Source organism: Massilia polaris, assembly GCF_012927275.1.
In the GTDB taxonomy this organism is placed as follows: Bacteria; Pseudomonadota; Gammaproteobacteria; order Burkholderiales; family Burkholderiaceae_D; genus Telluria_A; species Telluria_A polaris.
Genome location: NZ_JABBGG010000003.1, coordinates 134,008 through 147,602 on the forward strand (window position 1 = coordinate 134,008; position 13,595 = coordinate 147,602).

At 63.8% G+C, this 13,595-nt stretch carries 10 protein-coding genes and 1 pseudogene; 6 read left to right on the plus strand and 5 right to left on the minus strand.

Annotated elements, in window-relative coordinates; translation table 11 throughout:
• The first annotated feature begins 11 nt into the window (after positions 1-11).
• From mfd to HHL21_RS06920, 4 genes are all read left to right on the plus strand, one after another.
• Positions 12-3,461 (plus strand): transcription-repair coupling factor, encoded by a 3,450-nt coding sequence (gene mfd, locus HHL21_RS06905; RefSeq protein WP_169464532.1) that lies wholly within the window; start codon positions 12-14, stop codon positions 3,459-3,461.
• 2 nt (positions 3,462-3,463) lie between these two features.
• Positions 3,464-4,309 (plus strand): phosphoserine phosphatase SerB, encoded by an 846-nt coding sequence (gene serB, locus HHL21_RS06910; protein ID WP_169464533.1) that lies wholly within the window; start codon positions 3,464-3,466, stop codon positions 4,307-4,309.
• Positions 4,310-4,414: 105 nt separating this feature from the next.
• The gene (locus HHL21_RS06915; protein ID WP_169464534.1) at positions 4,415-4,771 is read left to right on the plus strand and encodes a hypothetical protein; all 357 of its coding nucleotides are present in this window, start codon (positions 4,415-4,417) and stop codon (positions 4,769-4,771) included.
• 140 nt (positions 4,772-4,911) lie between these two features.
• Complete coding sequence (locus HHL21_RS06920; protein ID WP_169464535.1) at positions 4,912-7,107, plus strand: ATP-binding protein; 2,196 nt, start codon at positions 4,912-4,914, stop codon at positions 7,105-7,107.
• Positions 7,108-7,253: 146 nt separating this feature from the next.
• On the opposite strand, the pseudogene HHL21_RS21375 reads toward HHL21_RS06920, so the two are convergent.
• Positions 7,254-7,355 (minus strand): annotated as a pseudogene (locus HHL21_RS21375) (DUF72 domain-containing protein); the annotation flags it as partial.
• A gap of 105 nt (positions 7,356-7,460) precedes the next feature.
• On the opposite strand from HHL21_RS21375, the gene trxC reads away from it, so the two are divergent.
• Positions 7,461-7,913 (plus strand): thioredoxin TrxC, encoded by a 453-nt coding sequence (gene trxC, locus HHL21_RS06930; RefSeq protein WP_169464536.1) that lies wholly within the window; start codon positions 7,461-7,463, stop codon positions 7,911-7,913.
• Between the two features lie 34 nt (positions 7,914-7,947).
• A complete protein-coding gene (locus tag HHL21_RS06935; protein WP_169464537.1) occupies positions 7,948-8,307 on the plus strand; it encodes a DUF4870 family protein in 360 nt (119 codons plus the stop codon).
• Between the two features lie 7 nt (positions 8,308-8,314).
• Here the strand turns inward: HHL21_RS06935 and HHL21_RS06940 are convergent, their stop codons facing one another.
• The 4 genes from HHL21_RS06940 to phaC form a co-directional block, all read right to left on the minus strand.
• Positions 8,315-9,475, minus strand: coding sequence for a cystathionine beta-lyase (locus HHL21_RS06940; protein WP_169464538.1), 1,161 nt, complete (start codon positions 9,473-9,475; stop codon positions 8,315-8,317).
• 70 nt (positions 9,476-9,545) lie between these two features.
• Positions 9,546-10,952 carry a 30S ribosomal protein S12 methylthiotransferase RimO gene (gene rimO / locus HHL21_RS06945; RefSeq protein WP_169464539.1) on the minus strand — a complete coding sequence of 469 codons (1,407 nt, stop codon included), beginning with the start codon at positions 10,950-10,952 and terminating at the stop codon, positions 9,546-9,548.
• A 117-nt stretch (positions 10,953-11,069) separates the two neighbouring features.
• Complete coding sequence (gene phaR / locus HHL21_RS06950) at positions 11,070-11,621, minus strand: polyhydroxyalkanoate synthesis repressor PhaR (protein ID WP_169464540.1); 552 nt, start codon at positions 11,619-11,621, stop codon at positions 11,070-11,072.
• 204 nt (positions 11,622-11,825) lie between these two features.
• Positions 11,826-13,553, minus strand: a complete 1,728-nt coding sequence (gene phaC, locus HHL21_RS06955) for a class I poly(R)-hydroxyalkanoic acid synthase (RefSeq protein ID WP_169464541.1) — start codon at positions 13,551-13,553, stop codon at positions 11,826-11,828.
• Positions 13,554-13,595 lie beyond the last annotated feature (42 nt).

The window sequence follows — 13,595 nt, forward strand, 5'->3', positions numbered from 1 at the left end:
CTGTCGCCTGCATGCCTTTCGATTTAAAGAAGTCCCTTCCTAAAACCGGCACCCGGTTTGCGCTGCCTACCCTGTACGGGTCGTCGGACGCCTACGCGCTGTCGGTTGCCGCGCTTGAACTCAAGGCCGCGAAGCAGATGCTGGCGGTCGTGGTGGCCAACGCCAGCGACGCCCAGCGCCTGCTCGACGAGATTCCGTGGTTCGCCGAAGGGAAGCTGGCATGCCACCTGCTGCCGGACTGGGAAACCCTGCCATACGACGCGTTCTCGCCGCACCAGGACCTGGTATCCGAGCGCCTGGCCACGCTGCACGAAATCCGGAACGGCCAGTGCGACGTACTGATCGTCCCGGCCACCACCGCGCTGGTGCGGCTGGCGCCGCCGTCCTTCCTGGCGGCTTACACTTTCTTCTTCAAGCAGGGCGAGAAACTCGACGAGGCCCGTCTGAAGTCGCAGCTGACGCTGGCCGGCTACACCCACGTGTCGCAGGTGATGTCGCCGGGCGAATACTCGGTGCGCGGCGGCCTGATCGACCTGTTCCCGATGGGTTCCGCGCTGCCGTACCGGCTCGACCTGTTCGGCGACGAGATCGAAACCATCCGCACCTTCGACGCCGACACCCAGCGCTCGCTGTACCCGGTGCGCGAAGTGCGCCTGCTGCCGGGCCGCGAGTTCCCGATGGACGAACCTGCCCGCACCGCATTCCGCAGCCGCTGGCGCGAGCGCTTCGAAGGCGATCCATCGCGTTCGGTCGTGTACAAGGACATCAGCAGCGGCATCGCCTCGGCCGGCATCGAATACTACCTGCCGCTGTTTTTCGAAGAAACGGCCACGCTGTTCGACTACCTGCCGCAAGGCGCCAGCCTCGCGCTGGTGGGCGACATCGACGCGGCCATCAAGCGCTTCACGCTCGACACCGAATCGCGCTTCCGCTTCCTGAAGGCGGACCGCGACCGCCCTATCCTGCGCCCGGACGAACTGTTCCTCAGCGACGAAGCCTTCTTCACCCTGGCCAAGCCGTACGGCCGGCTGGCGATCGCCAAGGACAACGACGGCCAGGCATCCGAACTGTCGGCGCCGATTCCCAACATCGCCGTCAACCGCCGCCTCGACGACCCGCTGGCCAACCTGCGCTCCTACCTGATGCAGGGCGGCGGCCGCCGCGTGATGATCTGCGCCGAGTCGAACGGGCGCCGCGAAACGCTGCAGCAGTATGTCGCCGAATACCAGCTCCAGTTGACGCCAGTCGAAGGCTTCGAAGGCTTCCTGCAGTCCGATGCCAAGCTGGCCCTGGGCGTGGCGCCGCTGCAGGCCGGTTTCGAACTGGTCGAAACCGGCGCCGGCGACCTGGTCTTCATCACCGAAACCGAGTTGTACGCCGGGTCGGGCCGCCGCGCCGGCAAGAAGAAACAGGAAGCCACCACCCAGGTCGAAGCGATGGTGCGCGACCTGTCCGAGCTGAAGATCGGCGACCCGGTGGTCCACATCAACCACGGCATCGGGCGCTACATGGGCCTGGCCAGCATGGACCTGGGCGAAGGCGAAACCGAGTTCCTCCACCTCGAGTACGCGAAAGACACCAAGCTGTATGTGCCGGTATCGCAGCTGCACGTGATTTCGCGCTACTCGGGCGGTTCTGCCGAAGACGCGCCGCTTCACGCGCTCGGCTCGGGACATTGGGAAAAGGCGAAGCGCAAGGCCGCCGAACAGGTGCGCGACACCGCCGCGGAGCTGCTCAACATCTACGCGCGCCGCGCCGCGCGCCAGGGCCACGCGTTCGAATATTCCGCGCACGACTACCAGAACTTCGCCGACAGCTTCGGCTTCGACGAAACGCCCGACCAGGCCGAAGCGATCAACAACGTCATCAAGGATATGACCTCGGGAAAGCCGATGGACCGGCTGGTATGCGGCGACGTTGGCTTCGGCAAGACCGAAGTCGCGCTGCGCGCCGCCTTTATCGCGGTCATGGGCGGCAAGCAGGTAGCGATCCTTGCGCCCACCACGCTGCTGGCCGAACAGCATGCACAGACCTTCGCGGACCGCTTTGCCGACTGGCCGGTACGCATCGCCGAGCTGTCGCGCTTCCGCACCGGCAAGGAGATCAACGCGGCGATCAAGGGCATGGCCGACGGCACCCTCGATATCGTCATCGGCACCCACAAGCTGCTCTCAAGCGACGTCAAGTTCGACCGCCTCGGCCTGGTCATCATCGACGAGGAGCACCGCTTCGGCGTGCGCCAGAAGGAAGCGCTGAAGGCGCTGCGCGCCGAAGTCGACGTGCTGACCCTGACGGCGACGCCGATTCCGCGCACGCTGGGCATGGCGCTCGAAGGCCTGCGCGACTTCTCGATCATTGCCACCGCCCCGCAAAAGCGCCTGGCGATCAAAACGTTTGTACGCGGCGAAGACGGCTCGATCATCCGCGAAGCCTGCCTGCGCGAGCTGAAGCGCGGCGGCCAGATCTACTTCCTGCACAACGAGGTCGAGACCATCCAGAACCGGCTGGCGATGCTGACCGAACTGCTGCCCGAAGCGCGCATCGGCGTCGCCCACGGCCAGATGCACGAGCGCGACCTGGAAAAAGTGATGCGCGACTTCGTGGCGCAGCGCTTCAACGTCCTGCTGTGCACGACCATCATCGAGACCGGCATCGACGTGCCGACCGCGAACACCATCATCATGCACCGCGCCGACAAGTTCGGCCTGGCGCAATTGCACCAGTTGCGCGGCCGGGTCGGCCGTTCGCACCACCAGGCCTACGCCTACCTGCTGGTGAACGATGTCAGCAGCCTGACAAAACAGGCGCAGCGCCGCCTCGATGCGATCCAGCAGATGGAAGAGCTGGGCAGCGGCTTCTTCCTGGCGATGCACGACCTTGAAATCCGCGGCGCCGGCGAAGTGCTGGGCGAGAACCAGTCCGGCGAGATGCTGGAGATCGGCTTCCAGCTGTACTCGGACATGCTGAACGAGGCCGTCCGCGCGCTCAAGGCTGGCAAGGAGCCCGACCTGGCAGCGCCGCTGGCCACCACCACCGAAATCAACCTGCACGTGCCGGCGCTGCTGCCAGCCGACTTCTGCGGCGACGTGCACGAGCGCCTGTCGATCTACAAGCGTATGGCCAACTGCGAGACGCAGGAACGCATCGACGACATGCAGGAAGAACTGATCGACCGTTTCGGCAAGCTGCCCGATCCGGTCAAGGCGCTGATCGAAACGCACCGCCTGCGCATCGCCGCGAAAGCTGTGGGCATCGTCAAGATCGACGTGCACGCCGAGGCGGCCAGCCTGCAATTCATGGTCAACCCGCCGATCGAATCGATGCGCATCATCACGCTGATCCAGAAGAACCGCCACATCAAGCTCGCGGGACAGGACAAGCTGAAGATCACTGCCAGCATGCCCGACCTCGCAGCGCGCGTGAACCAGGTCAAACAGACCATCAAACAACTCCTGACATGAACATGAACCTGGTACTACAGGGGCCGAACGCGCAGCGCGACGTCCTCGACCGCATCGCCGCACGCGCGAATCCGGAACGAATTGTCCCGTTAAGCGACCATGCCGTTCGCTGCGAGCAGTTCGCCTATTCGCTGGAACTGAAGCAGGCAATCGAACTTGCCGCCCACACCGCGCAGGTCGATGCGACCTTCATCGAGGCTGGCCGCACGCTGGCCGACTTCAAGCTGGTGGCGATGGACATGGATTCGACCCTGATCACGATCGAATGCATCGACGAGATCGCGGACATGCAAGGCCTCAAGCCGCAGGTAGCGGAGATCACCGAAGCCGCGATGCGCGGCGAGCTCGATTTCTCGGACAGCCTGAAGCGCCGGGTGGCGCTGCTCGAGGGCCTCGACGCGTCGGCGCTGGAGCGCGTGTACGCCGAACGGCTGCAGGTTTCGATGGGCGGCGAGAAGATGCTGGCCGCGGTCCAGGCGGCGGGCCTCAAGACGCTGCTGGTGTCGGGCGGCTTCACCTTCTTCACCGAGCGCCTGCAACAGCGGCTGGGACTCGATTTCGTCCATGCCAACGAACTGGAAATCGTCGACGGCAAGCTGACCGGCCGCGTGGTTGGCGGCATCGTCGACGCCGAGGAAAAGAAGCGCACGGTCGAACGCATTTGCGCACAGCTGGGCGCCGGCCCGCAACAGGCGATCGTGATGGGCGACGGCGCCAACGACCTGAAGATGATGAAAATCTCGGGCCTGTCGGTCGCCTTCCGCGCCAAGCCGGTGGTGTACCAGCAGGCTGACGTGGCGCTCAACTTCAGCGGCCTCGACGGGTTGCTGAACATCTTGGCGGAGTGAGTCAAGGCAAGTTTCAGTGTTGTTTCTGCTTGTAACAGAAGGTAATCGCCAAGCGGACCGCAACGAAATTTCATATGATGTGGTATCCAGCAGGAGAACCGCATCATGAAAACCCTTATCATCATCGCAGCCGCAGCCGTGCTCGCCGGCTGCGCAACTGCGCCCGGCCCGCAATACGGCTATGGCGCACCGGCCGACCCGTCGCAGTGGCATGTTGTTTCCGTGACACCTGTTCCGGCAGGCACGGGCGCGCGAATCGCGGCAAATTCGCCGGACGGCTCGCGCGTCGAGTATTCGTCCGCGCCGGTCTATGTGCAACAACAACCGGTCTACGCGCCGCAGCCGGTGTACACGCCGCAGCCGTCCTACTACTACCCACCGGTATCGCTGAGCCTGGGCTTTGTCTTCGGACGCCACTGGAGCAGCGGCGGGCGCCGCCACCACGGACGCCGTCACCGCTAAGGCAATAATTGCATCCAGTAATTGTCTTGAATGTAACTACGTGAAATAATCAGGGGCCGTTAATCCGGCCCCTGTTTTTTTTCACCCTACAGAATTTTCCCGCCGATGCCTAGAACGCCCGAGCGGCGCGAACAGATTGCATGAAACTTCGCGCGCACTATTTCCTGCTAGCGTTTTGCATCGTCATCCCGGTCGCCATCTGTTGCAGCATCGCGCTCAACATGCTGAGGAACGCCGAGCGCGAATCCGCAATCCAGCGCATCCACGAAAGCGCGCGCCTGACCGCGCTGGTGGTCGACGCGGACATCGACCGCGCCAAGGCAGTCCTGCAAGTGCTGGCGAATTCCCAGGCGCTCGCCCACGGTGACCGCAAGCGTTTCCACCAGGAGGCCCTGGCGGCCAACGCGGGGCCGGGGGCCTGGATCATCTTGTACGACAAGACCGGCCAGCAATTGATCAATACCCGTCATCCGTTCGGCCGCCCGCTACCGCGGCGCCCGGATCCCGAGCAGGTCGCCGCCCTGCTCGCGAACGGCAAGGTGAACGTCAGCGGCATGCGCTGGGGCGCCGAACTGAACAACAATTTCGTGATGGTCGAGCGCGCGATCGAATCGCCATCCGGCGAGCGTTATGTTATCGGCCAGGCCTTTTCGCCGGCGTTTTTCACCCACGCGTTTTCGAACAGCGCGATCCCGTCCACCTGGCTGGTGGGGATTTTCGACGCCAATGGCGTCTACATCGCGCGCAGGTACGAGGCCGAGAAATTCGTGGGCAAGGCAGTACCGCCGCATGTCCTTGCCGCCTTCAATTCGGCCCCCAATGGCAACCTGCCCAGCAAGACCGCCAAAGGCGCCCGGCTGTATAACGTGTTTACGCATTCGGCGCTGTCCAGCTGGACGATTGCGATCGGCGCGCCGGTCAAGGAACTCGATGACGCCGTCTGGAACGGCATCGGCGTTGTCGCCATCGGCCTGCTGATCGCGATCCTGGGCGCGCTCACGCTGACCATGATGACCGGACGCAGGCTGGTGGCGTTCATCCGGCGCGCATCGGACGCCGCGCGCTCGCTGGGCCGCGGCGACACGGTCGCCACGCTTCCGCCATCGATCATCGACGAACTCGACGAGCTCAATGTCGCCATCATGGACGCCAGCCGCCGCCTGCAATCCGAAATGCGCTCGCGCGCCGATGCGGAAAGCGATCGCAATACCTTGCTCGTCCTCGAGAAGAACGCCCGCGCGAAGGCCGAACAGCAAAACTCGGCCAAGGACGAATTCCTCGCGATGCTGGGACACGAGCTACGCAACCCGCTCAGCGCCGTGACCAGCGCGGTCAGCATCCTGGAAAGCGGCCGGCCGCTGCGCGACGAAATCGTCCAGCGCACCCACGGCGTATTGCGGCGCCAGACCGACCACCTGCGCAAGCTGGTCGACGACCTGCTGGAAGTGAACCGGGCGCTGATGGGCAAGCTCATCCTCGACAAGGCGCCGGCCGACTTGGCGGCGGTCACGCAGCGCTGCGTCGAGACGCTGCAAGCAAGCGGGCGCACCGACGGTTTCGAGCTGCGCGTGTCCACCGAGCCGGCCCCGGTGCTGGCCGATACGACCCGGCTGCTCCAGGTGATCGACAATATCCTCGATAATGCGATCAAGTACAGCCCTGCGGGTGGCCGGATCGAAGTCACCGTGCGCAGCGCCGATGGCCACGCCGAACTGCAGGTGCGCGATTCCGGCCTTGGCATCAATCCGGAACTGCTGCCAAGCGTCTTCGACGTGTTCGTACAGGGCGCCCAGACGCTGCAGCGGGCGCAAGGCGGCCTGGGTATCGGCCTGTCGCTGGTGCGCCGCCTGGTCGGCATGCATGAAGGCAGCGTCACGATCGCCAGTGCCGGCGCCGGCCAGGGCTGCATCGTCACGGTGCGCCTCCCGCTGCTCGCCAGCCGTGCGCTGCCGGCGCCGGAAGCGCCTGCCGCGATGGCCGCGCCGGGACGCCGTGTGCTGCTGATCGAAGATAACGAGGATGCACGCGACATGATGGCGATGCTGCTCGAACTGCGTTCGTGCATCGTCTACACCGCCGAGAATGGCCCCGACGGGATCGCCCTTGCGCTCGCGCGCCAGCCGGAGATCGCGCTGATCGACATCGGCCTGGGGGAGATGGACGGCTACGCGGTCGCACGCGCGCTCAAGGCCAACCCGCTGACGGCGCGGATCGTGCTGGTGGCGCTGACCGGATACGGTACGGGCGCCGACCGCCGGCGCGCCTTCGACGCCGGTTTCGACCAGCACTGCACCAAGCCGATCAAGCCGGATGAACTGGACGCTATCCTTGCGTGACGACGGGCGTGCAGCGCCATGTGCTTCCCGAAGTCGCGCAGGTACTCGTCAGGGTACGACGAATAGTAAATGCGCGGAGACCCGTGCAGGCGCACGTAGATATCGGCGCTGCCTGGCTGGTGCGCTCCTGGCTGCGCGTACGTCTTCTGGCGGCGGGGCCGGTAGAACGACGAGTTGATCTCGACCGCGCCGAACACTTTCGCGTAGCGTTCGAGGCGGCTCCCCTCTTCGGCAAACGCGCCGGTCACGTCGCGCGGAATCGTCCAGTACGGGTGCGCACGTTCCGGCAAGCAGGCTCGCCGATCCCGCCTTACAATGGCGATATTGACTACATTTCGCGGCGCGAGGTATCCATGACTGAACCACTACACATCGTTTGTCCTCATTGCGACGCGGTCAACCGCCTTAGCCAGCAGCGCCTGAGCGACCAGCCCGTGTGCGGCAAGTGCTCGCGCGAGCTGTTCATGGCCAAGCCGCTGGATGTGAGCAGCGTGCGCTTCGCCAGGCACATCGAGCGCAGCGACATTCCGGTGCTGGTCGACTTCTGGGCGCCATGGTGCGGCCCGTGCAGGCAGATGGCGCCAGCCTACCAGCAGGCCGCCCAGCGGCTGGAGCCGATGGTCCGGCTGCTGAAGGTGGACACCGAAAGCGCCCAGGACGTCGGTGCGCGCTACAACATCCGTTCGATCCCGACGCTGGCCTTGTTCCTTCGCGGGCGCGAAGTCGCGCGCCAGCCGGGCGCGATGGATGCCGGCGGCATCGTCGCCTGGACGCAGGCCCAGGTGCAGGCAGCCACCGCCCGCTAACGCCCCGAATCACATCACCAACCAAGGAGCCACCATGTCCCAACAACTCGTCCTGGACGACGTTTCCGACGCCAAGAACCTGGCGCGCATCCTTTACGTCGCGCACGGCATCACCTTCTTCTTCTCGCTAGGGATGCTGTCGATCCTGCCGGTGATCGTCAACCACGTCAAACGGCCCGATACCGTGGGCTCGATGGTCCATAGCCATCATACATGGATGATCCGGACGTTCTGGTACTACATCGCGTGGATGGCCCTCGGATGGGTATTGTTCGCGACGCTCATCGGCCTCCCGCTGGCATTGGTGGTCTGGGGCTGCGCCTGGGTGTGGCACGCGTACCGCCTGATCCGCGGTTTCGTCGACCTTAACAACAACCGGGCCGAATACCTGTAGATCCCGCCTACAGCGTCGCCAGCGCGCGTTCGATGTCGGCGATCAGGTCGGCGCTGTCCTCCAGGCCGATGTTGAAGCGGACCAGCGTGCCGCCGTCCTGCCAGTCGCGGCGCATGTGCTGGATCCGGTAAGGCATCACCAGGCTGTTCGCGCCGCCCCAGCTGTAGCCAAGGCCGAACAGTTCCAGGCTGTCGATGAAGCGGTCGGTCTGCGCTTCGCTGTAGCGCACATCGAACAGCACCGAGAACAAGCCGCCCGCGCCGGTGAAATCGCGCTTCCACGTCTCGTGCCCCGGGCAGTCTTCGAATGCCGGGTGCAGCACTTTGGTGATTTCCGGACGCGCCTTGAGCCAGGCCGCGACCGTGCGCGCGCTGGCGTCATGCGCCTCGAAGCGCAGCTTCATGCTCGGCAGCCCGCGCATCACGAGGAAGGCGTCGTCCGCGCTGACGCCCATGCCCAGGCGCATATGCGCCAACGCGAGGCGGTCGTTCAGGGCGGCGTCGCGCGTCACCAGGGCGCCCATCAACACATCCGAGCCACCCGACTGGTACTTGGTCAGCGCCTGCATCACGATGTCCACGCCCATGTCGAACCCGCGCAGCGCGAGGCCGGCAGACCAGGTGTTGTCCAGCGCGACCAGCACGCCGCGCGCGTGCGCAGCTTCGCAGATGGCCGGCAGGTCGGGCACTTCCATCGAGACGGAACCGGGGGCTTCGGTCCAGATCAACTTTGTGTTCGGCTGGATCAGGCCGGCGATGCCGGCGCCGACCAGCGGGTCGTAGTAGCGCGCGGTGATGCCGAAGTCGTTGGCCAGCCACTTGCCCAGTTCGCGGTTCGGGTTGTAGACGTTCTCGGGCAGCAGGACGTCGTCGCCGGTTTTCAGCAGCGCGAAGTCGACCATCGCGATGGCGGCCAGGCCGCTCGGCGCCAGCAGGCAGTGGGTGCCGCCTTCCAGTTCGGCCAGGCGCGCTTCGAGCGTGAAGGTGGTGGGCGTGCCGTGCAGGCCGTAGTTGTAGGCGTTTTTGTTTTTCCACTCGCCCGAGCGCATGGCGGCGACGTCTTTGAACAGGACCGTCGAGGCGTGGTGGATCGCCGGGGGATAGGCGTCGAAGCCGTCAGGGGCGGTGTACGCCGGGTGGATGATCGAGGTCTGGAGGGTTTTTTTCATGGCCGTGGCGTAGTTCGGCGGATGTGCGGGGGCGCCGAGCCTTCGCTTATCCGCCGTGAATCAAGTTAGCTTAAGCGACCGACGCCCACAGGTCATGCGCGTCGGCGCTGGTGATCACAACATCGGCAAACTCGCCAACCACCAGCTTCTTGCCGGGCACCAGCGAACGCTTGATGTGCACCACGCCGTCGATTTCCGGCGCATCCGCAGCCGAACGGCCGATCGCTTCCTTGGCGCCGACTTCGTCGATCAGCACGCGCACGGTCTTGCCGATCTTGGCCTGCAGCCGCTTGGCCGAAATCTCTTCCTGCAGCAGCATCACGCGCGCACGGCGCTCCTCGCGCACTTCTTCCGGCACCGGGTTGGCGATCTCGTTGGCGGTCGCGCCTTCGACCGGCGAGTAGGCAAAGCAGCCCAGACGGTCGATCTGCGCTTCCTTCAGGAAGTCGAGCAGGTATTCGAATTCTTCCTCGGTCTCGCCGGGGAAGCCGGCGATGAAGGTCGAACGGATCACGAGATCCGGGTTCATCGCGCGCCATGCCTGGATGCGGTCGAGGTTCTTCTCGCCGCTGGCCGGGCGCTTCATGCGCTTCAGGACGTCCGGGTGCGCGTGCTGCAGCGGGATGTCGAGGTAGGGCAGGATGTTCTCGCCGGTCATCATCGGGATAACCTGGTCGACGTGCGGGTACGGGTACACGTAGTGCAGGCGCACCCACGCGCCGTATTGCCTGGCCAGCTGGCCGAGCGCTTCGACCAGCTGCGTCATGTGGGTCTTGACCGGGCGGCCGTTCCAGAAGCCGGAGCGGAACTTGACGTCGACGCCATAGGCGCTGGTGTCCTGCGAGATGACCAGCAGTTCCTTGACGCCGGCCTTGAACAGGTTCTCGGCTTCGAGCATCAGGTCGGCGATCGGGCGCGATACGAGGTCGCCGCGCATCGACGGGATGATGCAGAAGCTGCAGCGGTGGTTGCAGCCTTCGGAAATTTTCAGGTAGGCGTAGTGCTTCGGCGTCAGCTTGATGCCCTGCGCCGGCACCAGGTCGAAGAACGGCTCATGCGGCTTCGGCAGGTGCAGGTGGACCGAGTTCATGACTTCGCCGACCGCGTGCGGGCCGGTAACGGCCAGTACCTTCGGGTGGATCTTCATGATGATGTCGTCGCCGGCCGCATCCTTCTTGGCGCCCAGGCAGCCGGTCACGATGACCTTGCCGTTGGCGGCGATCGCTTCGCCGATCGCGTCGAGCGACTCCTGCACCGCGGCGTCGATGAAGCCGCAGGTGTTGACGATGACAAGGTCGGCGCCCTCGTACGTCTTGGCCGTGTCGTAGCCTTCGGCGCGCAGCTGGGTCAGGATCTGTTCGGAATCGACCAGCGCCTTCGGGCAGCCGAGCGAGACGAAACCTACCTTGGGTGCGGCGGCGGGAATGCCGGTCACAGGGTCTTTTGCGGGAACGGGGATACGGCGGAGTTCGGACATGGGGGAGCGAGGAAATTGCAGGGGAATCGGCTATTGTACCGCACTGCAATGCCTCGATGTTGGGCGATGTACGCCGGAGACGCTATGGCGTGGCTCCGGCGCAGCCCTTGATGTTGCTTACTTCTTATCGACTGGTACGAATGGGAACGCGCCGAACATGGTCTTGCTCTGCGATTGCATCTGTTCCTGCATCTGCACGAACAGGTTTTTGCTCTGGTCGATGTAGTTGTTCATCATGCCTTGCATCATCGGTCCCTGGACATTCATGAACTGGGTCCACATTTCCGGGCTGAAGGGCTTGCCTTCGAACGAGCCCGCCGTGCCGCTGGTGAACTTGTTCTGGATGTCGGTAAACGCCTGGACGTTCTTTTCCAGGTAGGAACCCATCATGCCTTGCATCGCATGGCCGTAATAACGGATGATCTGCGAAAGCACCACGCTCGTGAACATCGGTGCGCCGTTCGCTTCCTCTTCCAGGATGATCTGCAGCAGGATGCTGCGGGTCAGGTCATCGCTGGTCTTCGCATCGACAACGGCAAACTCGTCTCCATCCAGCACCAGTTGTTTAACGTCTGACAAAGTGATGTACGAACTCGTCTGGGTGTCATACAGGCGACGGTTAGGGTACTTCTTGATCAGGCGTTCAGCGCTCTTTTTTGCACTACTCATCTCAGGTTTCCACTATTGCGCCGCAGCGCATTTGAATAATTACGAAAAAAAGGCGGACTTCGGTCCGCCCTCCTGTCAAGCCTACTCCGGGCATTATAAAGTGCTTGAACAGGAAAATACCACTTTACAGGAAGGGCTGCAGTAATTATTGCACTGCATACTAAGCGTAAATACCCGGCAACTAACGTTGCCGGGTGTTCAACGTCAGTCGCCACGCACTTTGACATAGCGGCCGGGCGCCGGTTCGATCGGCCGGAACTGTGCATTGCCGGGCTTGGCCGGGGCCTTGATGTCCTTGCCGCCATTGTCCGCGAGGAACTTGGCCCACTCGCCCCACCAGCTTCCCTTGTGCTCGGTGGAGCCTTCGATCCAGGCGGCTGCCGTCTTCGGCCGCGCCTTGCCGTTGCCGTCGTTGAGCCAGTAGCTGCGTTTTCCCTTCGATGCCGGATTGATCACCCCGGCGATATGGCCGGACGCGCCCAGCACGAAGCGGTTTGCCTTCGGCTTCTTCGGATTGAGCAGCGACATCGACTCGAACGCCGCGGTCCACGGCACGATGTGGTCTTCCTTCGAACCGAACAGGAACACGGGCGCGTCGATGCTGCCGAGGTGGACCGGCACCCCGGCGACCGTCAGTTTACCGCCTTCGCGCAAGTTGTTTTCCAGATACATATTGCGGAGGTACCAGCAAAACATCGGGCCCGGCAGGTTGGTGCTGTCGGCGTTCCAGTACAGCAGGTCGAACGCGGGTGGTTCGTTGCCCTTCAGGTAATTCGACTGGACGTAGTTCCATACCAGGTCGTTTGGACGCAGTGCGGAGAAGGTCGTGGCCAGGTCGCGGCCCGGCATCAGCCCGCCCTGGCCCAGCGCCTGTTCGCGCATCGCTACCTGGGCCTGGTCGATAAAGACGTCCAGCACGCCGGTGTCCTTGAAATCCAGCAAGGTCGTCAGCAGGGTAACGCTGGATGCGGCCTGGTCGCCGCGGCCCGCCAGCACGGCAAGCGCGCTGGCGACGATGGTGCCGCCGACGCAGAAGCCGAAGGCGTTGATCTTGTCCAGGCCGCTGATCGCGCGGGTCACTTCAATCGCCTTGATCGCGCCGGTCTCGACGTAATCGTCCCAGGTCAGCGAGCCCAGGTCCTTGCCAGGATTGCGCCACGACATCAGCATCACGGTATTGCCCTGCTCCACCGCGTAGCGCACCACCGAGTTTTCAGGCTGCAGGTCGAGGATGTAGAACTTGTTGATGCAAGGTGGCACGATCAGCAGCGGCGTTTGGTGGACCGTCGGCGTGACTGGATCGTACTGGATCAGCTGGAACAGTTCGTTCTCGAAGACCACCTGGCCCGGCGCGGTGGCGACATTGCGGCCGACCTCGAAGGCGGACTCGTCGGATTGAGAAATGCGGCCCTTCTGCATATCGGCCAGCATGTTGGCCAGGCCCTTGGTCAGGCTCTCGCCCTTGGTGTCGATCAGCTTTTGCTGCGCTTCAGGATTTGTCGCAAGGTAGTTAGCGGGCGACATCGCATCGACCATCTGCTGGACGGCAAAGCGGATTTTCTGGAGTTCGCGCGGGGGCGCGTCGACCGCTTCGGCCAGCGCCACCAGGAACTCGCCATGCAGCAGGTAGGATGCGGCGTGGAACGCGTTCAGCGGGTTGGACTGCCATTCAGGGGCAGAAAAACGGCGGTCCGACAGCGCCGGCTTGCGCGAGGCGATAAAATCCTGCCACAGCGCGCCGGCTTTCTGCATGTAGTCGGCGCGGATCTCATCCAGTTTGGCTGGCTTGATCGAAACGCCGGCATCCTTCATCATGCCAGCCAACGGATTGGCGCTTTGCTCGGGCAGCTTGAACCATGATTGCCATCCTTGCGGATTGGCGAACTGCGTCATCCAGGCCGAGGCCATCGCTTGCGGATCGGGCATATTCATGTGGGTATCCATTGTTAAAATCGTGTTTCGAATAAGGAAAAC

Excerpts from the sequence above, each read along its gene's own strand:
- HHL21_RS06915 (WP_169464534.1), top strand. The coding sequence starts at position 4,415 with ATGAAAACCCTTATCATCATCGCAGCCGCAGCCGTGCTCGCCGGCTGC.
- phaC (WP_169464541.1), bottom strand. The coding sequence starts at position 13,553 with ATGAATATGCCCGATCCGCAAGCGATGGCCTCGGCCTGGATGACGCAG.
- HHL21_RS06935 (WP_169464537.1), top strand. The coding sequence starts at position 7,948 with ATGTCCCAACAACTCGTCCTGGACGACGTTTCCGACGCCAAGAACCTG.
- trxC (WP_169464536.1), top strand. The coding sequence starts at position 7,461 with ATGACTGAACCACTACACATCGTTTGTCCTCATTGCGACGCGGTCAAC.
- HHL21_RS06920 (WP_169464535.1), top strand. The coding sequence starts at position 4,912 with ATGAAACTTCGCGCGCACTATTTCCTGCTAGCGTTTTGCATCGTCATC.
- rimO (WP_169464539.1), bottom strand. The coding sequence starts at position 10,952 with ATGTCCGAACTCCGCCGTATCCCCGTTCCCGCAAAAGACCCTGTGACC.
- serB (WP_169464533.1), top strand. The coding sequence starts at position 3,464 with ATGAACCTGGTACTACAGGGGCCGAACGCGCAGCGCGACGTCCTCGAC.
- phaR (WP_169464540.1), bottom strand. The coding sequence starts at position 11,621 with ATGAGTAGTGCAAAAAAGAGCGCTGAACGCCTGATCAAGAAGTACCCT.
- mfd (WP_169464532.1), top strand. The coding sequence starts at position 12 with ATGCCTTTCGATTTAAAGAAGTCCCTTCCTAAAACCGGCACCCGGTTT.
- HHL21_RS06940 (WP_169464538.1), bottom strand. The coding sequence starts at position 9,475 with ATGAAAAAAACCCTCCAGACCTCGATCATCCACCCGGCGTACACCGCC.